General features: G+C 47.9%; 16 protein-coding genes. 11 read left to right on the top strand and 5 right to left on the bottom strand.

Annotated elements, in window-relative coordinates:
• The first annotated feature begins 6 nt into the window (after window positions 1-6).
• The 4 genes from FXO21_RS27040 to FXO21_RS27025 are packed head-to-tail and all read left to right on the top strand — an operon-like array spanning window position 7 to window position 4,214.
• On the top strand, window positions 7-1,572 hold the full coding sequence (locus FXO21_RS27040) for an MGH1-like glycoside hydrolase domain-containing protein (RefSeq protein WP_149643011.1): 1,566 nt from the start codon (window positions 7-9) through the stop codon (window positions 1,570-1,572).
• A complete protein-coding gene (locus FXO21_RS27035; protein ID WP_149643010.1) occupies window positions 1,569-2,663 on the top strand; it encodes a sialidase family protein in 1,095 nt (364 codons plus the stop codon). Before FXO21_RS27040 ends, FXO21_RS27035 begins: the two co-directional genes overlap by 4 nt.
• A 2-nt stretch (window positions 2,664-2,665) precedes the next feature.
• Complete coding sequence (locus tag FXO21_RS27030; protein ID WP_149643009.1) at window positions 2,666-3,559, top strand: sugar phosphate isomerase/epimerase family protein; 894 nt, start codon at window positions 2,666-2,668, stop codon at window positions 3,557-3,559.
• A gap of 7 nt (window positions 3,560-3,566) precedes the next feature.
• On the top strand, window positions 3,567-4,214 hold the full coding sequence (locus FXO21_RS27025) for a DUF3826 domain-containing protein (RefSeq protein ID WP_225865884.1): 648 nt from the start codon (window positions 3,567-3,569) through the stop codon (window positions 4,212-4,214).
• Here the strand turns inward: FXO21_RS27025 and FXO21_RS27020 are convergent.
• Complete coding sequence (locus FXO21_RS27020) at window positions 4,203-6,473, bottom strand: DUF5703 domain-containing protein (RefSeq protein ID WP_225865883.1); 2,271 nt, start codon at window positions 6,471-6,473, stop codon at window positions 4,203-4,205. The two genes, FXO21_RS27025 and FXO21_RS27020, sit on opposite strands and share 12 nt — an antisense overlap.
• Before the next feature lie 183 nt (window positions 6,474-6,656).
• Between FXO21_RS27020 and FXO21_RS27015 the strand changes: the two genes are divergently transcribed.
• From FXO21_RS27015 to FXO21_RS26990, 6 genes are all read left to right on the top strand, one after another.
• A complete protein-coding gene (locus FXO21_RS27015) occupies window positions 6,657-8,156 on the top strand; it encodes an FGGY family carbohydrate kinase (protein WP_149643007.1) in 1,500 nt (499 codons plus the stop codon).
• A 35-nt stretch (window positions 8,157-8,191) separates the two neighbouring features.
• The gene (locus FXO21_RS27010) at window positions 8,192-9,781 is read left to right on the top strand and encodes a DUF5060 domain-containing protein (protein ID WP_149643006.1); all 1,590 of its coding nucleotides are present in this window, start codon (window positions 8,192-8,194) and stop codon (window positions 9,779-9,781) included.
• Between the two features lie 262 nt (window positions 9,782-10,043).
• Entirely contained in the window at window positions 10,044-13,190 is a 3,147-nt protein-coding gene (locus tag FXO21_RS27005) for a SusC/RagA family TonB-linked outer membrane protein (protein WP_149643005.1), read from the top strand.
• Between the two features lie 19 nt (window positions 13,191-13,209).
• The gene (locus FXO21_RS27000; RefSeq protein WP_149643004.1) at window positions 13,210-14,622 is read left to right on the top strand and encodes a RagB/SusD family nutrient uptake outer membrane protein; all 1,413 of its coding nucleotides are present in this window, start codon (window positions 13,210-13,212) and stop codon (window positions 14,620-14,622) included.
• Window positions 14,609-16,468 carry an exo-alpha-sialidase gene (locus FXO21_RS26995; RefSeq protein ID WP_225865882.1) on the top strand — a complete coding sequence of 620 codons (1,860 nt, stop codon included), beginning with the start codon at window positions 14,609-14,611 and terminating at the stop codon, window positions 16,466-16,468. Before FXO21_RS27000 ends, FXO21_RS26995 begins: the two co-directional genes overlap by 14 nt.
• A gap of 11 nt (window positions 16,469-16,479) precedes the next feature.
• Window positions 16,480-18,510 (top strand): aceric acid hydrolase, encoded by a 2,031-nt coding sequence (locus FXO21_RS26990; protein WP_192579343.1) that lies wholly within the window; start codon window positions 16,480-16,482, stop codon window positions 18,508-18,510.
• Between the two features lie 42 nt (window positions 18,511-18,552).
• Here FXO21_RS26990 and FXO21_RS26985 read toward each other — a convergent pair whose 3' ends face one another.
• Together FXO21_RS26985 and FXO21_RS26980 are read right to left on the bottom strand one after the other, a co-directional pair.
• Window positions 18,553-18,780, bottom strand: coding sequence for a type II toxin-antitoxin system HigB family toxin (locus FXO21_RS26985; RefSeq protein WP_225865881.1), 228 nt, complete (start codon window positions 18,778-18,780; stop codon window positions 18,553-18,555).
• Window positions 18,781-18,898: 118 nt separating this feature from the next.
• Window positions 18,899-19,516, bottom strand: a complete 618-nt coding sequence (locus FXO21_RS26980; protein ID WP_149643003.1) for an FISUMP domain-containing protein — start codon at window positions 19,514-19,516, stop codon at window positions 18,899-18,901.
• A gap of 458 nt (window positions 19,517-19,974) precedes the next feature.
• Between FXO21_RS26980 and FXO21_RS29265 the strand changes: the two genes are divergently transcribed.
• Window positions 19,975-20,064 carry a hypothetical protein gene (locus FXO21_RS29265; protein WP_409014847.1) on the top strand — a complete coding sequence of 30 codons (90 nt, stop codon included), beginning with the start codon at window positions 19,975-19,977 and terminating at the stop codon, window positions 20,062-20,064.
• Window position 20,065: 1 nt separating this feature from the next.
• Here FXO21_RS29265 and FXO21_RS26975 read toward each other — a convergent pair whose 3' ends face one another.
• Window positions 20,066-20,431, bottom strand: coding sequence for a helix-turn-helix domain-containing protein (locus FXO21_RS26975; RefSeq protein WP_149643002.1), 366 nt, complete (start codon window positions 20,429-20,431; stop codon window positions 20,066-20,068).
• Between the two features lie 2 nt (window positions 20,432-20,433).
• Entirely contained in the window at window positions 20,434-20,661 is a 228-nt protein-coding gene (locus FXO21_RS26970) for a type II toxin-antitoxin system HigB family toxin (protein ID WP_225865928.1), read from the bottom strand.
• Between the last annotated feature and the right edge of the window lie 8 nt (window positions 20,662-20,669).

Genomic DNA, 20,669 nt, shown 5'->3' with positions numbered 1-20,669 from the left:
TTGAGAATGAAGTATCAAATTTTTTTACTGTTGATTCTGGTCGCATTCATTACATCGTGCTCGAAAAAAATGCAGCAGGGTGCCGTTTTGAAGGCAGATAATTTCAGGCACCACGTCGAGCATTTTAACCGGATGGAGGATGAGAATAAGGTTAATGCAATTTCCAATGCGCAGTCCTGGGATTGGATGAAAGCGAATATTCCGCTGTTCGACTGTCCGCAGGATAACTTCAAGGAAATCTATTATTACCGCTGGTGGACGTTTCGCAAACATTTACACCAAACTCCGCAAGGACACATTATCACCGAATTCCTCGTTGACCGCAATTATGCCGACAAGTATAATATGATCAGCTGCGCGCTCGGGCATCATATTTACGAAGGCCGGTGGCTGCATAACCAGCAGTATCTTAACGAATATGTGCACGTCTGGTTTAGGGGAAATGAGGGAGGAAGGATGAAAAAACTGCTCACATTCAGCAGCTGGACAGCCGATGCATTACTCAACCGCTATAAAGTAAATCTTGACCAAAACTACCTTACAAACCTGCTGCCCGACTTGCAGGACGAATACAAAACGTGGGAAAAGGACCGCCGCACACCGAGCGGATTATTCTGGCAAACGGATGTAAAAGATGGAATGGAGGAATCGGTCAGCGGGGGCAGGCGGGAGCAAAACGCGCGGCCGACGATCAATAGTTATATGTATGGAAATGCAAAAGCACTTTCGGAAATCGCAACGATTGACGGGAAAGCAGAGGTTGCAAATTTATATAAATCAAAAGCCGATACCTTACAAAAATTAATAGAAAATAGGCTCTGGAATGCGGAAAGCCAGTTTTTTGAAACCGTAAAGAAGAGAGGGGAAGGGGAGTTTGCAGGAGTCCGCGAGGCGATCGGCTATATTCCCTGGTATTTCAATCTACCCGGCAAACAATACGACGAAGCGTGGAAACAGGTATCCGATCCAAAGGGGTTTCTGGCGCCTTTTGGCCTGACTACCGCCGAGCGCCGTCACCCGGATTTTCGCACGCATGGTTGCTGTCAATGTGAGTGGGACGGTGCTGTGTGGCCTTTTGCAACTTCGCAAACGCTCACCGGGATGGCCAACCGCATGAACCAGCCGGATCCTTCAAACCTGGCGGATACTACCTATTTCAGATTAATGGAGCTGTACGTGGAATCGCAATATTACCGGGGCAAGCCGTACATCGGAGAGTACCTTGACGAAACAACGGGCTATTGGTTAAAAGGCGATCAGGAGCGGAGCCGCTATTACAACCATTCGACTTTCAATGATCTGATCATCACTGGTTTGGTAGGATTGAGGCCGCGCGCAGACGATACGATTGAAGTAAATCCGCTGGTCCCGCAGGAAAAATGGGACTGGTTTTGTCTCGATAATGTGCTTTATCACGGGAATATCCTGACGATCCTCTGGGACAAAGACGGACAGCATTATAAGAAAGGTACCGGCCTGCTGGTTTTCTTGAACGGAAAACAGATCGGTTCCTCCAAGAATTTAGACAGATTGCTCATTCAAACATCTACCTTAACCCGCGACAAAAAATGAAAAAAACAAAGAACTGGCTTGGAGCTGCATTCCTGGCGCTTAGCGTACTCTGTTCAGCCCATGCGCAAAGCTGGAAAGACGGGATCGTCATCGACGAGTTCATTTATGAAAAAGCACCTTTCCCCGAATGTCACGCATCGACCATTGCCGAAACGCCTGGCGGACTTGTCGCTGCGTTCTTTGGAGGTACAAAGGAGCGGAATCCGGATGTGGAGATTTGGGTGACGCGGCTTGAAAACGGTAAATGGAGCGCACCTGTGTCAGTGGCCAATGGTATCCAGGACGAAAAAGTGCGCTATGCCTGCTGGAACCCGGTTTTGTATCAGGTCCCCAATGGCGAGCTGATGCTTTTTTATAAAGTCGGGCCTACGGTATCGGCATGGAAGGGATTTCTGGTCACCTCAAAGGACAATGGAAAAAGCTGGTCGAAGCCGCAGGCCTTGAAAGATGATTACCTGGGGCCGGTTAAAAATAAGCCGGTACTTCTCAAAAACGGTGAGCTATGGTGCCCGACCAGTACCGAAGGCAAGAACGGCTGGCGTGTACATTTTGAGGTGACGCCTGATTTTGGGAAAACCTGGCGGAAAGTTGGCCCGATAAACGACGGCAAGACGATTAACGCGATCCAGCCCAGCATTCTGACGCATGCAAATGGAGATTTGCAAATCCTTGCCCGTAGTAAAAATCGTGCGATTATGGAATCGTGGTCGAAGGATAATGGCAAAACCTGGTCGGAAATGAAAGCTTCCAACTTACCGAATAATAATTCCGGGACGGATGCGGTGACTTTGAAGGATGGCCGGCAACTGCTGGTTTATAACCACGTGCTACCCCCCGGCAATGAGGTGAAAGGACCTCGGACACCGCTGAATGTTTCTATTTCAAAGGACGGTAAAAACTGGGATGCGGTACTGATTCTCGAAGATTCGCCGATCAGTCAGTACTCATATCCATCTGTGATCCAGTCCACTGACGGCATGGTGCATATTGTGTACACCTGGCGGCGGGAGAAAATCAAATATGTAAAAATCGATCCTTCCAGGTTGAAAGGTAAGGCGATCGAAAACGGCAAATGGCCGGGAGGCATTTAATTATGAAAAGAAGACATTTCATCAACATGATAGCTGCCGGAACAGTTTCGGCGCCATTCCTGAGGCTGGGCGACGTGGTTGCCCAGCCTTCGAAAGGCCAGCGCTACAAGATTGCAGTGATTGATTTGATGATCCTGAAAAGGCAGAAAATCAGTGCATTACCATTGGCCAAAGAGATTGGTGCCGATGGTCTGGAAATCGATATGGGCGGCCTTGGCAACCGCGAGACCTTCGACAACAAACTCGCTGATCCGCTGATCCGGCAGCAATATCTCGACAAAGCAAAGGAGTTGAACCTTACTTTTTGCTCACTGGCGATGACGGGCTTTTACGCACAATCGTTTGCCAAACGCGATGGCGTCGAGAAAATGGTCGGCGACTGTATTCAGACGATGCAGGAGATGAATATTAAAGTTGCGTTTCTGCCGATGGGCGTTCAGGGCGATCTGGTGAAAAATCCGGAATTGCGCCCACAGATTGTCGAAAGGCTGAAAATGATCGCCCCGCTGGCAGAAAAGGCGGGCATTATCATTGGGATAGAAACCGCGCTGAGTGCGGCTGAGGAAGTGAAATTGCTGAATGAGGTGGGCTCAAAAGCGATACAGAGCTATTTTAATTTTTCGAATGCGCTCGAAGCGGGAAGGGATGTGAACGAAGAGCTGCGGATTTTGGGTAAAAACCGCATTTGCCAGATCCATTGTACCGACAAAGACGGCGTGTGGCTGGAAAACAATACGCGCCTCGATATGCCAAAAGTTAAAAAAACGCTTGATAAAATAGGCTGGGAAGGCTGGCTGGTCATTGAACGCTCCCGTGATGCGACACAACCGCAAAACGTAAAAGGAAATTTCGGCGCCAATACTGCCTACATGAAATCAATTTTTCAAACGAAATGATATAAGTATGAATGCAAAAGCTGCCATTTTTTCTCTCGGTATCATGCTGATAAGCCTGAGCGCAAAGGCGCAGAATTCGGCGCAGGAGGAATTGAATTACACTAAAACTTTGGATCAGCGCGCATCCAGGATTTTGAATACCATGCAAATAGGCGATTCGCTGAAGTACCATAAAGTCAAGGGGTTGATTGTGGATCAGTACCGCGCCCTGAATGCAATTCATGAAGATGAAAAGAAGCAGGTTGCAGCTATTGATAAGGAAACAGATAAAAATATAGTTGAAGCTAAACGAAAATCAATCGAGGAAGCTACATCCAGACAGCTGGCGCCGTTACATGATGCGTACCTGAACAAACTGGCAGCTGAACTGACCAGCGAGCAGGTTAATGCAGTGAAAGATGGTATGACTTTCAATGTGTTATCTGTCACGACGAAGGCTTATCAGGACATGATTCCTTCTCTGACCGCAGAGGAAAAAGGGCAGATCAATAGTTGGCTTGTCGAGGCGCGGGAGCTGGCGATGGATGCTGGTTCTTCCGAGGATAAGCACCGGATTTTTGGTAAATACAAAGGCAGGATCAACAATTACCTGGCCAAACGCGGTTACGATCTGCAAAAGGAGCGCGCTGCCTGGAATGCGCGGTCAAAGCGGTAAAACAGTCACATCGGCTGCACGTGAGGATGGTGTAACGCTCAGATTCTCGATTTTTCCATCTCTGATACTACCTTCCAGAACGGTCTGGTACGGCGCATGCAGCCTGAATTTTCCATTCCATTCTTTCGGCCAGGCCGGCAGCAGGTAAATCCTGCGGTCATCGGTTTGCATGAGCATTTCCTGCAAGCCGATCATCGCCGAGCCGCCCCAGTTGTGGTCGGGCGTCCAATCAAAACCCGGCCCCCAGAATGTTGGGAAACGATGGTTTGAATCTTTGAATTTCTCGCGCGTCAGTGTCGCAGCTTCTTCCGCTAATCCCAGCCGGGCCGCGAAAATGCTGTATTGCCGCCAGCCAACGTGGCTTTTGAACTTCACGGCGTGTGGATCGAATCTATATGTGTTGACTGCAATGTCCAGTCCGGGTTTTCCAACACCATAAATACCCCAGGGGAAAACGGGATACAGTTGCGGCGTTTCCGAATTTTGCACCCGCGCCCAGGTTACGGCCGGCGCCAGCGTTTTGCGGCCGTCGAATTCCGCAAACGGGAGTGGCGGGACCTTTTGTAACATCGTCGTCCATTTTTCCCGCTGCGATTTTTCGAGATATTTTTCTGGTAATGCCAGTATTCTTTCGAGTATTACTTTCAATGCGCAAATGACCGTTGTGGAGTTGTAGGTCATTTTGAAAGTCTCGGCAGCAGAACTTGGGTACAGGATATAATGCCCGTTTTCATCCAGCGTTTTTACGCCGCGCTGCTTTGCCAGCATTTGATAATGCTCGTCATAGAAAGTGAGGCAGCTTTCGATAAACGGGATGTATTCAGTGATATCCCGGCCTTCATAACGCTCGGTTTCGAGCATCATCAGGCAAAATTCAAACACTGTTTCCCATTGATATTCCAGCCACGCGTTGTGTTCAATTCCGGGGTCGTAACCCGCTGGACGCTTCATTCCATATTCGGTCACATTCGGTAAGCCAAAATTTTCAATCTGCTCGGTGAAACTCGCGCCTTTGTGCTTCCAATAATGTTCGCTGCGCAGCTCCGCGTTTTTCAGATTGTTTAAATAAAAATCGAATTGTGGTTTCAGCAGATCAAAATCGCCGTTTTTAAACATGGGAAAATAGACCAGCCTTTGATTTTGTGCTGTGAACGTGCCGCCGCCCCAGAGACGGAAATCGGGAGAATAGCTGTATTTCCTGTCTACGTATTCGGGGTCAAAAGTGAATAAGCCTCCATTAAATTTCGTCGGCCACTTTCCGAATGCATTGCAGGCCAGCTGATACCGGAAGAGATTATAATTGCGTGTGACCGAACTGTCTTTGCCTTCAATCCAAATATAGCTTCTGTTCCAAAATTGCTTCCACCAGGCTTGCGATGCGGAAAGTGCTGTTTTTCTGTTGTCGTATGCATCTTTAAAAATAGCGGCCAGTTCCGTTTTCCATTCTTCCAAACTACCCGATTGCGCTACATGCAGCGCGATTTCCAGTTCGTGCGACCTGGCATTCTTCACACTTTCCAGCTTCCACGCCTTAAACCCGGTACTCGCATAAGTACCTTCCGACTGACCCGCCGCACGCAGGTTACTTCCCCGCACGATGCCACCGAATGTATTGTTTTTGACCGGGTTAAAGAGCTGATCCTTAACCGCTTCCATTTGTTCTTTTTTGACCGTAAAATCAAATATATTCTCCTGGTCAGCCGGATTTCTGTGGAAAAAAAGGATTTCGTTTCCCTGGAATGTAATATTGTCTTTCCGGGTTACAACCTCGAAAGGCTGCGGTGCCTTGTAAGAATTCGCACGGAGTTCAGGCCCGGCGACAACATGATCTTCAAACCGCCAGGATTCATAAAATGCATTCAGCTGCGTTGGACGGCTGCTTTTTACCGACACGTGAATCAGCGGACGAAATACGTCAACCCAGATATCGAGCACAGTTCCGCCCGCTGAAATCCGCACGCTTCCTTTTGAAAGTTGTAATTCCTGCTTGAAATCGCCTGCATGGAAAGGGTTCGGAGCCAGGCGCAACCGCATTCTGCCCTGTTTCAGCATTTGGTTGTTTTCGTCGAAAGCCCCGCTGCGCGACATATAGAAAAGTACATCACCGTTTTCAACCCATACATTTAGCCCGATATCTCCGCCGCCGCAGGGCATAGATTCGCCCGAGTTTTTGCTTTGGGTTGTCCAGATCACATTGGAGCGGTCAATTTGGTCAGACTGAGCGTTAAGTTGGGCAGTTGACAGAATTATAGCAAACAATGCAAGCAACGGTTGTAGCCGGGGAGATCTCATTAGCAAAAGCAGCTGTTTTCAGTAAATGATACTTTGGTAAGTTTAAATTAGAGGAAATAAATGATATCTTTCTTTGTTTACGTTTATTTTTCTTTTCTTTGTTTTGTTAAGATCCGACCCATTATCAATTCGTTATTCTCCATTTAAGCTATGCAAGGTCCGTTTGTTTTAGCGATCGATCAGGGTACCAGCAGTACCAAGTCCGTCATTTTCAATGCTGTGGGCGAACCGGTGGCCCGAGGTTCCGAGCCGCTCAAAACCTTCTACCTCAAAGGTGGGTTTGTAGAGCAGGAGCCTCAGGAAATTTATGCCAATGTGCTGGTTTCGGTCAGGAAATGCCTGGAAGATTTTGCTGCAAAAGGTGGTTTACCTGCCGATATTGTTTCCTGCGGCATTTCAAACCAGCGGGAAACCTTTGTGGTTTGGGGAGAGTCGGGCAAGCCGATATACAATGCCATCGTGTGGCAATGCAAACGGTCGACGGGCATTTGTGAGAAACTGGTCACCGAAGGATTTTCGGATCTGATCCGTTCCCGGACGGGCTTGCTGATCGACCCCTATTTTTCGGGGACGAAAGTTTGCTGGCTTTTGGAAAATAACAATAGGGTGAGGGACGCTATTCAGGCTGGCCAGGCCTATTTTGGAACGATAGATACCTGGCTGCTTTTTAAATTGACGGGTGGAAAGCGGTATCTGACAGACCATACCAATGCCTCCCGCACGCTCTTTTTTAATCTGGAAACACTATCCTGGGACGAAGAAATTCTCGGTGCGCTTGGGCTTTCCGGTTTGCATTTACCTGATATTCAGGCTTCTTCGAGTGATTTTGGGGCTTCCTACTTTGGCGGGCTCTTTGAGAAACCACTTCCGATCACAGCGATGATCGGCGATTCGCACGCGGCTGCTTTCGGGGAAGGCTGTTTCGGGCCAGGTATCGCCAAAGCTACCTTGGGAACCGGGTCGTCGATATTGATGAACATCGGGACTGTACCGAAAATGTCCGGCCAGGGGATGGTTACGACCATGGGATACAGTACCGCCTCGCATATTGAATACGCGCTCGAAGGTGTGATCGTGACCTGCGGCGCTACGATCGAGTGGCTCAAAAACAACCTGGGGTTGTTCGAAAACAGCCGTGAAACCGAAGAAATGGCGAAAAGCGTAAGTGACAACGGTGGCGTTTATCTAGTCCCGGCATTCAGCGGACTAGGGGCGCCGCATTGGGATATGAACCGAAAAGCTTCGATTACCGGCCTCACTTTTGACCATACCAAAAATCATATTGTGCGCGCCGCCCTCGAATCGGTGGCTTACCAGATCAGGGATGTGATTACGGCGATGGAGCTGGACGCAGATATTGTGCTGGAACAATTGATGATCGACGGCGGACTTACCTCCAACGGTTTTGTGGTTCAGTTTCTGGCTGATCTCCTCGAAAAGCCTGTCGTGAATCCTGGTTTACAGGAAGTATCCGCATTGGGTGCGGCATATCTTTCCGGGTTACAGTCAGGTGTTTATGCAAGTATTGACCATTTAAAACAACTGAAAAAGAGCAACATGACCACCTTGCCCTCCGCCCGGAGCGTGCTGGCGCAGCAGAATTATCTGGGCTGGCAGGAAATTGTGCGGTCTCGTCCTGTGCTGGTCTGATATTCAAATTCTTCTTAGTAATCAAATTGCCTTTCATGAAATCCGTTATCCTGCTTATTTTACTTTGTACCGCCACTTTTCAAAGCGCGTTCGCGCAGCAGCAGATCGAGCGTTGGGACCGTTTCGAAGTTACTTTGCAAGGTCCGGAAACAGGTAACCCTTTCGAGGAAGTAACGATCGGCGCAGAGTTTAGCAATGGAAAAGAGCGCGTGAAAGCAGCGGGATTTTACGATGGAAACGGCGTTTATAAAGTTCGGTTTATGCCGGAGAAGGTAGGAGAATGGAAGTACAAGACATTCAGTAACGATAAGAAATTGAATGGGAAAACGGGCAGTTTTACCTGTGTCTCAGCGACTGGTGATAACCACGGGCCGGTAAAAGTGGCTGATACCTACCATTTTAAATACGCCGACGGGAAGAGGTATTACCCTTTCGGGACAACTTTGTACGCCTGGACGCACCAGCCGACTGGATTGGAAGAAATCACTTTGCAGACATTGAAGAATGCGCCGTTCAACAAAGTGCGGATGTGCGTTTTCCCAAAATATTACTCCAATGTTGAAAATGAGCCGCTTTTATATCCTTATGTCAAAAAAGGCGAGCGGAAAAAGACAGATGGAAAAGTGAAGTTCGAGTGGGATCTGACACGCTTCGAACCTGCATTTTTTGCGCACCTGGAAAAACGGATCGACGACCTCAAAGCATTGGGTATCGAAGCCGATGTGATCATTTTTCATCCCTATGACAAAGGTCATTGGGGCTTTGACAGTCTGGGTCGCGAAAATGACCTGAAATACATCAAATATCTGACAGCCAGGCTCTCATCTTTTAGGAACGTTTGGTGGTCGTTGGCGAATGAGTTCGATTATATTAAGACAAAACCGCGTGCAGACTGGGATATTTATACCAAAGCGGTCGTCGAATCAGATCCTTACAAACACCTGTGTTCCATTCACAATGGAAGTGTTTATTACGATAACTGGAAGCCGGAATATACCCACGTAAGCATTCAGAATGGATCCACGGTCGAAGATTTCGGGCGGGCCGTATTGTTGCGGGATGTGTTTTTTAAGCCGATGGTTTACGATGAAGTTTGCTATGAAGGCGATCTGCCGCAGCGCTGGGGGCATTTGAGTGGTGAGGAAATGACGGAAGCTTTCTGGCAGGGTGTGATTGCGGGGACGTATGTAACCCACGGTGAGACTTACAAAAATGCCGGCGATACGATTTACTGGGCCAAAGGCGGGCGGTTGATCGGCAGTAGCCCGGCACGGATCGGTTTTTTGAAAAAGATACTGGAAGAGGCACCCGGCCCGCTCGAACTGGCTGATCCCTGGAAAGACCACCACACAGCAACTACGGCCGACAGCAGCTATTATCTCATCTATTTCGGAAAAAAAATGCAGCAGGAATGGGCCTTCAATCTCCCTAAAAAGGCAGGTCCAGCTGCAAAAACGAAGTTTCAGGTGGAAGTGATCGATACCTGGAATATGACGATTACGAAGCTCCCCGAAGTATTCGAAGCCGGCGCGCCAGTGGAATACCGCATATTCGACAAAGACCGAAAATCAATCCGGCTGCCCATGAGGCCTTATCTGGCGCTCCGGATTCGTGCAGTTGAATAACAACGAAGGATCGTTTTATAACCTGCACATTCCACCTAACAGCTTGCTATCAGTTTCGAAACCCACTGGTTTGTAACTGATTCTTTTACTTTTTAAAGAATTTACTTCCCGTCGAACACCTAATTCACAAATTTTTATAGGAAAAGACATAAAATATCGTCAAATGGTTTTTTCTGTTTCTTTTTATTTCTAATTTTCGTAAAAAATAGAATACAAAAGAAAGTAAAGGAAAATCTGCCACCAGTTTCAATTCACCTTTAATATGAAAAACATATTACCACTTATTCTGGCATTCCTGCTGGCTGTTTCGGCAGCTGATGCTCAGACAATTACTTTAAAGGGCAGGGTTACGGGTATAAATGAATCGGACCCGCTTCCTGGTGTGAGTGTGATCATCAAGGGCACACAAAGAGGCACTACTACTGATGCCGACGGCGCTTACAGCATTGATGTACCGAATGGTGCTACTGTGTTGGTTTTCAGTTTTGTAGGATATAAAACCATTGAGGAAACAGTAGGATCGCGGAATGAGGTGGCTGTGAAGCTCTCGCCTGAAAACAAATCGCTGGAAGAGGTGGTGGTGGTGGGTTACGGAACGCAGAGTAAGCGAGCCGTGACGGGGTCGGTGATTTCTGTTAATTATGACAAGTTTAAAGATCGCTCATTCAGTAACGTCACTCAGTCACTGGCTGGAACGATGCCTGGGGTCAATATCTCGCAATCTCAGGGCGCGCCGGGCGCTTCGCCGGTGATCAAGATACGCGGTGTGAGCTCCATCACGGCGGGTACCAATCCACTGATCGTCGTCGATGGCGTTCCGCTTGAAAACTTCAACCTGAACCTGATCAACCCGCAGGATATCGAGTCTATTGAAGTACTCAAAGACGCTTCTTCTGCCGCAATTTATGGTTCAAGAGGATCGAGTGGGGTGATTTTGGTAACTACCAAAATGGGCAAAGCGGGGAAGGTGAATGTGAGCGCGAACATCGAATATGGTACGCAAAAGGTAGTTCGTCGCGTGAAAATGATGGACGCCCAGCAATTTATCGAGACTTATAAGGATGCAAAAAATAATGCATGGGTTGCGCAGGGCGGTCAGGCGAGCGATTTGAATGATGTTCGTCCGGCTACTTTAAGAATTCCCGATGATTTTAGAAACAATCCGGAACAATTCGGAAAAGGTACCGACTGGCAGGATGTGATGTTTCGGACAGCGCCTTCATTTAATGCGCAGTTCAGCGTGTCGGGCGGGACTGAGAAAACGCAATATCTATTCTCGGCCGCCTATCTTGATCAGACAGCGGTTTTGGATGAAAACTATTATAAAAGACTGTCTGTCAGGTCGAATGTAAAGACTGCGATCAATAGCCGGTTAACAGTTGGATTGAATCTGGGCATTACTTCCATATTCGACAGGACGGAGGGGACGCAAGGGAAAAGCGACGTAATCAGCCTGGGATTGCAAAGCAACCCGCACTTTCCGGTGTACAACGAAAATGGCAATCTGGGCTTCCGCGATCCGAATTCCTCCTGGTTCCGGTTTACTTCCTATGCGGACATGAACCTGTGGCACCCTTATTCTCTCACGCGGGAAGTCGACAAGAGCAGGAAGTCTTTCAATACGCTTGCTACCGGGTTTTTGGAATATGAAGTAGTAAAAGATCTGCGTTTCCGGACCAGTTTGAGCGGCAACCTTTACAATACCAGAAACAGCTTTTATTGGAATGATAAACAAAAATACGGCTACTCGGCTGTATTGGCCGCGCAGGGTAACGCAGGCGATGCTTACATGCTCAACTGGCTGAGTGAGAATACGTTGAACTATGATAAGAAGATCGGTGAGCACGCATTCACGGGTTTGCTGGGATATACCATTCAAAAGCAGCGGGATGAGACGATGTACGTGGCTTCGAACAATTTCCCAAACGATCTGGTGCATACACTGAATGCGGGAACGGTAACTGCGGGAAATACGACAGCGAGCGAGTGGTCGCTGCTTTCTTACCTGGCGCGTGTCCAGTATAACTTCAGGAACAAATACTTCCTGGCAGGCGCGATCCGGCGGGATGGTATGTCGCGCTTTGGAAGTGATAACAAATGGGGGTATTTCCCTTCTGTATCAGCAGGTTGGCTGATATCTGACGAAAGCTTCCTGAGTTCGGTGCCTGCGATCAACAACCTGAAACTGCGCGCTAGTTACGGGGTGACGGGGAACAACCAGATTCCAAATTACGGCCCGATCAGTTTGCTTGCCGGTGCTTCTTATGTGAATGGTGCTACGCTGGCCAACGGTTTAAAAGTGAGTGGTTTGGCGAATCCCGGATTGAAATGGGAGAAGACGGACCAGTTTAATATCGGTGTAGATCTGGGGCTCTTCAATAATCGTATCAACCTGTCAGCGGAATATTACAATTCGATCACGCGGGATATGTTGCTTTTTGTGCCGATCCCTGATGTTACCGGCTTCTCTTCTCAGTTGACGAATATCGGTAAAATGCGTAACAGGGGTGTCGAGCTTAACATTTCGACCAAAAACTTCGCAGGAGATTTCTATTGGAATACCGATTTCAATATCTCCCGGAACCGCAATAAAGTGCTGCAACTCGGGCCGGGCAATGCGCCGATTCAATATGTAGATAATGTGGTGACGGTGCGGACAGAAGTAGGCCAGCCTGTTTCGAATTTTTACGGATATATTTTCGACGGTGTTTTCAAAAATCAGGCAGAGATCGATGCATATCCGCACCACACAAGTACAACACCAGGCGACCCGAAAGTACGTGACGTAAACGGTGACGGTAAAATTTCGGATGCGGACCGTACGATTCTCGGAAACTATCAGCCCGATTTTATCGCAGGTATCACCAATACAGTAGGGTACAAAGGATTTGAATTCTCGTTTTTGTTGCAGGGGTCTTTTGGCGGTGAAATCGCGAATAACAATGTCAGATACCTCGGTACCTGGGATAATGGGCGTAATTTCTATGAAAGTATGTATAACTACTGGCGGTCGGAAAGCCAGCCGGGCGACGGAAAGCATTTCAAGCCTTCGGTCAATTACCTGGGTTTGCAGAAGCAGTTTTCTTCCTATTGGGTAGAAGATGCAAGTTTTGTAAGGATCAAGAATATCCGCGTTTCCTACGCATTGCCGCAGTCGGTGACCAGCAAACTGAAAATCCGGGATGCACGCGTGTATGTGAATGCTGAAAATGTGCATTTGTTCAGCAAATACATTGGCTACGACCCTGAAAACACAACTTACGGAACTACATCTTATAGCAGCAGCATGGAAACTGCGGGCTCTTACAGCAGCGGAAATGCGCCGGTACCTGGTGCTTTTTCGGGGGTAGATTATGGATCTTATCCATTGCCAAGAGTAATCACAGTAGGTATCAAAGCTGATTTTTAATCCATTCGCCCAATCTGTTATGAAAAAGAACATATTTATTCTGACACTGATCACCTTCGTCGCCGCACTGTCCGGCTGTAAGGAATCCTTCCTGGAACTCGCGCCGATTTCTAATCCTAATGCGGAGAATTTTTACAAAACCCGCTCCGATTTTGACCTGGCTGTGAATGCGGCTTACAATACACTTTACACCGTTTATCATCCGCAGGGGCCGGTTTCTTACACCGGAGAATTGATGGCGGACAATGTGACGATCCTGAATATTTCGGGAAATCAGGCGGATAAATGGCAGTTCCGCGACTACTCGCTGGCGCCGGCCAATACGATGGTATACCAGTTCTGGCAGGATTTCTACAAGTCGCTCTACAATATCAATATCATATTGAGCAAGATCGAAACCGCTGATATTGATGCGGCTTACAAAGCGCAAACGCAGGGTGAAATGTTGTTCCTGCGCTCGCTTTACTACTACAATATGGTACAGATCTGGGGCGATATGCCGCTGGTTACCAGGCCACTCACAGCCGCTGAAAGCTATGATGTACTCCGCTCGCCTGCCTCAGAAATCCATGCACAGATCATCAAGGATCTTGCAGAAGCGAAGACAAAACTGCCTGCCACCGCTGCGATTGCGGGACGGACCACGAAAAGTGCCGCGCAGATGCTGCTCGGGAAAGTTTACCTCCTGGCAGGAGATAAAACCAATGCGGTCAAAGAGCTGAAAGAAATTTATGACAGCAAAAAATTCGAATTACTGCCTTCTTACGCTGCTTTGTGGGATGTGAAAAACAAGAACACGAAAGAATCGATCTTTGAGATTCAATATCTCGGCGGCGCTGCGACCAATCCTTACAGCAACTATTACCTCGAATTTTTCCCGAACTCCAATGCATTGGGCTTTTATGGAGCGGGTATGAACCAGGTTGTGAATGATATTCTGGCCGAATATGAACAGGGTGACAACCGCAGGTTGGCGTCAGTAGATACGGGGTACACCGACGCGAAAGGTGTTTTTACGCCTGCGTTTTTTCCGAAGAAATGGGCTGATAAAACGGCACCGCTGATCAATCAGAGCATTGCTGCGAATAACAATTTTATCGTTTTCCGCTATGCAGACCTGCTTTTGCTGCTGACCGAGGCGACAGGCGACGTGAGTTACCTGAATGAAGTCCGCAAAAGATCAAACCTGCCTTTGTTCGGTGCGGCGGGCTATCCGGCCAAATACAGTACAGTGGCTTTGGCTGTGGAGCATGAGCGGCGCGTCGAGCTGGCGTTTGAATTTCACCGCTGGTTTGACCTGAAAAGGACCGGAAGGGCGATACCTGTTTTGACACAAAAAGGAAAACCGGTAACGGAAGCGAAACTGCTGCTGCCGATCCCGAATATCGTGCGCGACCAAAACGCCAAAATAACGCAGAATGCCGGATATTAGAGAGGATGGAATGAGAAAGGTATTGCTAATCTTATTGACTTTATCGATTACGTATCCTGGGCTTAAGGCGCAGGATACGATCCGTTACACGGGCAAAACGCTCTCGAATGTTGACTATCACCACGGTCAGCTGAGCCCGGTGATAGGCGCACATGCCTATCAGACTTTCCGGGCGAACCGGACGGATTTCGGCGGAGATTCTGCATTGAGCTGGACTTATAACCACGCGCCGATGCTGGCTTACTGGAAAGGTACTTTTTACCTCAATTATTTGAGTAATCCAGTAGGAGAGCATATTCCGCCGGGTCAGACTCTGCTTCAAACTTCCAAAGACGGAACGAGCTGGACAGTGCCAAAAGTTATTTTTCCGCCATATAAAATTCCTGACGGCACGACGAAAAAGGGTTATCCGGGCACAGCGAAAAATCTCTACGCAGTCATGCATCAGCGCATGGGATTTTATGTCTCCAAAAATGGTAAGTTGCTGACGCTGGGCTACTACGGGATCTCGCTCGATGCGAAAGATGACCCGAATGATGGTAACGGAATAGGACGGGTCGTACGTGAAATCAGGGAAGACGGTTCGCTCGGGCCGATTTATTTTATTCGAAATAACAGCTCCTGGAAGCAGAAGTCGGATTACCCATTTTATGAAACGAGCAAGGACAATGCATTTGTAGCAGCTTGTAATGAGTTGCTTGCTAATAAGTTGGTGGTGCAACAATGGGTAGAAGAAGCAGATCGTGACGACCCTCTGATCTCATTGAAAGGCGAGTATAAAGCATTCAGCTCCTACCACTTACCCGACGGCAGGGTAGTAGGGCTATGGAAAAATGCGTTGACAAGTATAAGTACGGACAACGGCAAAACCTGGCTGTACAAACCAAAAAGGGCACCTGGATTTGTAAACAGTAACGCGAAAATATGGGGACAAAAAACTTCCGACGGAAAATACGTTACGGTCTATAACCCGGCCGAATTCCGGTGGCCGCTCGCAGTTTCGGTAAGCGATGATGGGGTGAACTACAAAAATCTGCTTTTGTTAAATGGCGAGATCACTGCGATGAGGTACGGCGGCAATTATAAATCTTATGGTCCGCAATACGTGCGCGGCATTTCGGAAGGGAACGTAGCGCCCTCTGATGGGAAAATGTGGGTTACTTACAGCATGAATAAGGAGGACATCTGGGTATCGTCTGTTCCGGTGCCGCTCACGGAAACTGCCGCCTTGCATTCGGATGGGGGATTTGGTAAGGTGAATAATATCGGCGGGCTGCGGGAATGGAATATTTACAGCCCGCTGTGGGCTCCTGTTAAAGTAGAGGGTGAGCAACAGGGGGATAAGTCACTTGTTTTGAGGGACTTTGACCCGTTCGATTATGCAAAGGCCGAACGGGTTATTCCTGCAACCAGGAAATTGTCTGTCGAATTTTCAGTGACTCCTGGTCAGCATAAAAACGGGCTGCTGGATATAGAGCTGCTCAATGCGCAGGGCAATCCGGGATTGCGTTTATCGTTCGATTCTACGGGGAACATTCGGGTGAAGGCGGGTTATCGTAACAAAAACCTGATGCAATACGAAGCCGGCAAAACCTACAAAATCACGCTTCGGCTGAACACTGAAACAAGATTGTACACTGTTAGTATTAATGGAAAATCGCTTGGTAATCAGATACTTTTCTCTGCTATGGATGCGGTCAGCCGCGTTTCGTTCCGCACCGGGGACACACGTAGATTTCCCAACGCAGATACCCCCACCGACCAGATGTACGACCTGCCCGGCGCCGGTAGAAAGGATCCGGAGGCCGTTTTTAGAATTAAAAACTTGATAACGAAAGAACTTTGAAAAATATAGGAATGATGCGTTTTAAGAGGTTTCTGTTGATCCCCGCAGCCGGGCTGGCATTTTTCCATGCAGCTTCGGCGCAGGATAAAGCATTGGTCAATACTTCCAAGAGTACTCACGCGAAATTGCACGGGACGGATATGAACGCGGTGCAGTGGACTACCGGTTTCTGGGCCGATCGTTTTCAGGTGTGCCGCGAAACGATGGTACCTAATATCTGGAAGGTTTATACGGATCCTAACCTCAGTCACTCTTTTCGCAATTTCGAGATCGCGGCGGGCTTGAAGGAAGGCAACTTCAAAGGTCCTTCATTTCATGACGGGGATTTCTACAAAACATTCGAGGCTGTCGCAGGAATGTACGCAGTGACCAAGGATCCGAAGCTGGACGAAATCATGGACCAGGCGATCGGGGTAATGGCGAAGGCGCAACGTGCTGACGGTTATATATATACCAAAGCAATTATCCAGCAAAAGCAAAACGGAGAAGCGAAAATGTTCGACGACCGGCTGAGCTTTGAGGCATACAATTTTGGCCATTTAATGACAGCAGCCTGCGTGCATTACCGCGCTACCGGCAAAACGACCTTGCTGGACGTTGCCAAAAAAGCTTCTGATTTCCTGATCGGTTTTTACGCAAAGGCAACTCCGGAGCAATCCAGAAACGCGATTTGTCCGTCGCATTATATGGGCTTGTCCGAAATGTACCGGACGACAGGGGAAGAAAAATACCTCAAACTGGTGAAGCATTTGATTGCCTTAAAAGGTGCAACGGAAGGTACTGACGACAACCAGGACCGGATCCCGTTTTTGAAACAAACCAAAGTAATGGGTCATGCGGTACGGGCGAATTATCTGTATGCGGGTGTTGCGGATGTTTACGCGGAGACCGGCGATAAGGCATTACTGGACCAGCTGAATGTGATGTGGGAAGATGTGACCAATCACAAAATGTACGTTACCGGTGGCTGTGGGGCACTTTATGATGGTGTGTCCCCCGATGGTACCTCTTATAAACCGGACGAGGTGCAGAAAATCCATCAGGCTTACGGGCGCGATTACCAGCTGCCTAATTTTACAGCACATAACGAAACCTGCGCCAATATCGGCAACGTGCTCTGGAACTGGCGGATGTTGCAAATTACGGGTGACGCCAAATATGCGGATATTGTCGAACTGGCTTTGTACAACAGTGTTTTGTCGGGGATTAATTTGCAAGGAGATAAGTTTCTTTATACCAATCCATTGGCTTATTCGGATGCGCTTCCGTTCAAGCAGCGCTGGGAGAAAGAGAGGCAGCCGTATATTTCCAAGTCAAATTGCTGTCCGCCCAATACGGTTCGTACGGTTTCTGAGGTAAACCAATACGTGTACAGCATTTCAGAAGCGGGTGTTTTCTTCAATTTATATGGAGGGAACAAACTGGCTACGCATTTCAAAAATGGTTCATTAAAGCTTTCGCAAACAACAGATTACCCTTGGGACGGTAAAGTAACAGTTCAACTTGAAGAGGCTCCTGCGGCTGCGTTTTCCATGTTTTTCAGGATTCCGGGCTGGTGCTCAGGCGCTAGTTTGACTGTGAACGGCAAGAAACAAACCGAGGCCTTGCATGCAGGTACCTATGCCGAAGTAAAACGGAGCTGGAAAAAGGGCGATAAGGTCGAACTCCTGCTGCCTATGCCGGTGAAGCTGATCGAATCCAACCCGTTGGTAGAAGAAACCAGAAATCAGGTCGCAGTAAAGCGCGGGCCCATCGTGTATTGCGTCGAATCGATAGATCTGCCAAAAGGCAAAACGATTTTCGATGTAGCGGTTGCGGTCAGCAACAATTTCAAACCCGCAAAAATAACGATTGAAAACAGCCCCATCACTGCTTTACAGGGTGACGCTGTGTTGCTTGGCAATACGGATTGGAACAAAAAATTGTATCGTGAAGTAAGTAAGGAGGCCCCCAAAACGATTCCTGTCAGATTGGTACCATATTATGCCTGGGGCAACCGCGGACACGGGGATATGTCAGTCTGGCTTCCGCTGGTGCGGTAGTCGGTACTTTTTGTCTGATTTCAAAGTTTCCATGTTACTGTTTTAAAGTGTCGCCAAATTAACTTCATCATATTGTTTGTGCGTCCCGATAAAGCGAATATATAATGTCCGTTTTCTAAAAAGGATTCGAGCGATTAACCGACATTTGTTGCCCCCGATATTAAACACAAATAAACCGTTACCAACAAAGTCGACAGAATTGAACGTCTGTCTGACCTCGCTAAAATTCGCCAAGTCCGCTTTCACGGTTTCTTTATACCATTTCTCCAACGCGTTTTTTAGATCAGGATTCTCTATGTGATTGTTGGGAAATAAGTGTTGAATGAAAAGGCGCCGGCGTGATGCTGGCGCCTTTGTATTTTAATACGTCAAGACATCCGGATCGATACTAATTCTTTGCGATCGTTCTGACGCACCGGACGGTGGCGCCCTCCCCCTTTCCCATCCCGTCCTGGCAATGCAATGCTTTCCCTCCCGCACCAAAATTGAAGTTCCAGGCTGTCTTCTGGTCGATTTCGGTGGCTGTCCAGTAAAACCCGTGCGCATTCAACCTCTCATATTTCCCGCCGGTCAGCTCCCTATTACCTCCCAACGTAGCATGGAAGCCCGATTCCCCTCCCGTTTGTAAGGCTTTATATGCAGCTCTGCCCCAATCTTTCGACTTATTACTGGCACCACCATATTGATCAGACAACACTTCCCAATCTTTCCGGGACGGCAAATGCCAGCCATTACCGAGCGTATTACAAGCTTCCGCTGCCGAATAGTAGGTATATAACCTTCCATAAATCTTGCAATTTGCAGTGTCATCCGCAAAACACCAGGAACTATCGACCCGGACATTCAAGTCCTGCGTCATCCACTGATTCCCGTCGGGCATTAGTTTGATGGTATACGTATTTCCATCGCTATCGCTGATTTTGTCGGTTGTCTGGCACTTTGCGGGCTCGTATATCAAAGAGATACAGGTGACCAGCAGTAATGATCTCAGGATTTCGTGTCGCATGGCAGAAGTCGTTTGGGATTTAACGTTGGTATAAATATATTAGACGGTTTGGAATAATGTATTAATTTACAATACATTAACCATCATTCTTAGCGTGTGTCGGGGAATTGAAGATATCGGGGATCGTATCAACTTTGCTGTGACCAAACTCCAAAGATGTGAACAAACAGTTTTTAGAACTGATGGCACGGGCCGCCCCGCGATCTCCAATGGACGCAATTTCGTCCTTTTTTGATCGCTCCGACGGCCCGGTAAAATGAAGAGGAAAATTAGATCTGAGAGAGATCATGATTGCCTTGCTCTTTACAGTTCGAACTGGTTGTCACGGGGTCGCCCGGCGATGGCGGAATTTGCCAACTTAATGGCCCAATTGGTCGATAGCGACGGCCGACTATGGGCGGCTCATGTACATGCAGCAAATATCGGAGATGGTCCAGCCGGGCTTTTCTTAGCGGCCGATATTTTATGTAGATCAACGACTTACCTATTACGCCTGGGGCAACCGTGGGCATGGTGATATGTCAGTGTGGTTACCGCTGGCGCGGTAGGCTAAGCTTTGTCTAGCAAGAATGCAGGGTCGACTCCCAGTTTATGATAAACCGCCTTTAAAAATGTGACGTCTGGTTCGAGCTTCCCATTCATAATCTGTGCTAACTCCGGCTTGCCTAGGCCGAGGATTTTGGCTAGTGCGGCCTGCGTTAGTTTCAGCTGGAGCCGCCTGAGCTCCAACATTTCTGGAATCGTCTTAGGCATTGGGTATGGATAATGAATCCTTTCGTATGCCTGGATCGCTAGTCCGAGCATTTCGATTTGACGAGTGTCATCATCTGATATGTTTTCTTCACCTATTTTCATTAATAAGTTAAGATTTTCAAGCGCAGCTTCGTATTGACTTTCCGATGTGATAGTCTCCATGTTTATAATTTTGAAAGATCAACCTTATCGTATTGATTGTGGGTGCCGATAAATCGTATGAAGATCATCTGCGTCTTAAAGATAATTCGAACAATTAATCTACACTTATTTCCACCAATGTTGAAAACGTAAAGATCATTTCCGACTGAATCCACGGATCCAAAGCTTTGTCGTACTTGCGCAAAGTTTTGCCAATCGGCTTTTGCGGCAACGTTGTACCATTTGTCCATCGCGGTTT

This window comes from Dyadobacter sp. UC 10 (assembly GCF_008369915.1).
Classification (GTDB): domain Bacteria; phylum Bacteroidota; class Bacteroidia; order Cytophagales; family Spirosomataceae; genus Dyadobacter.
This window is presented reverse-complemented; position numbering and strand designations above follow the sequence as displayed.

What these genes read in the sequence shown, in the direction of transcription:
- FXO21_RS27030 (WP_149643009.1), top strand. Translation starts at nt 2,666, where the DNA reads ATGAAAAGAAGACATTTCATCAACATGATAGCTGCCGGAACAGTTTCG.
- FXO21_RS26975 (WP_149643002.1), bottom strand. Translation starts at nt 20,431, where the DNA reads ATGGAGACTATCACATCGGAAAGTCAATACGAAGCTGCGCTTGAAAAT.
- FXO21_RS27035 (WP_149643010.1), top strand. Translation starts at nt 1,569, where the DNA reads ATGAAAAAAACAAAGAACTGGCTTGGAGCTGCATTCCTGGCGCTTAGC.
- FXO21_RS27000 (WP_149643004.1), top strand. Translation starts at nt 13,210, where the DNA reads ATGAAAAAGAACATATTTATTCTGACACTGATCACCTTCGTCGCCGCA.
- FXO21_RS27040 (WP_149643011.1), top strand. Translation starts at nt 7, where the DNA reads ATGAAGTATCAAATTTTTTTACTGTTGATTCTGGTCGCATTCATTACA.
- FXO21_RS26990 (WP_192579343.1), top strand. Translation starts at nt 16,480, where the DNA reads ATGATGCGTTTTAAGAGGTTTCTGTTGATCCCCGCAGCCGGGCTGGCA.
- FXO21_RS26995 (WP_225865882.1), top strand. Translation starts at nt 14,609, where the DNA reads ATGCCGGATATTAGAGAGGATGGAATGAGAAAGGTATTGCTAATCTTA.
- FXO21_RS27025 (WP_225865884.1), top strand. Translation starts at nt 3,567, where the DNA reads ATGAATGCAAAAGCTGCCATTTTTTCTCTCGGTATCATGCTGATAAGC.
- FXO21_RS26970 (WP_225865928.1), bottom strand. Translation starts at nt 20,661, where the DNA reads ATGGACAAATGGTACAACGTTGCCGCAAAAGCCGATTGGCAAAACTTT.
- FXO21_RS26980 (WP_149643003.1), bottom strand. Translation starts at nt 19,516, where the DNA reads ATGCGACACGAAATCCTGAGATCATTACTGCTGGTCACCTGTATCTCT.
- FXO21_RS27010 (WP_149643006.1), top strand. Translation starts at nt 8,192, where the DNA reads ATGAAATCCGTTATCCTGCTTATTTTACTTTGTACCGCCACTTTTCAA.
- FXO21_RS27015 (WP_149643007.1), top strand. Translation starts at nt 6,657, where the DNA reads ATGCAAGGTCCGTTTGTTTTAGCGATCGATCAGGGTACCAGCAGTACC.
- FXO21_RS27005 (WP_149643005.1), top strand. Translation starts at nt 10,044, where the DNA reads ATGAAAAACATATTACCACTTATTCTGGCATTCCTGCTGGCTGTTTCG.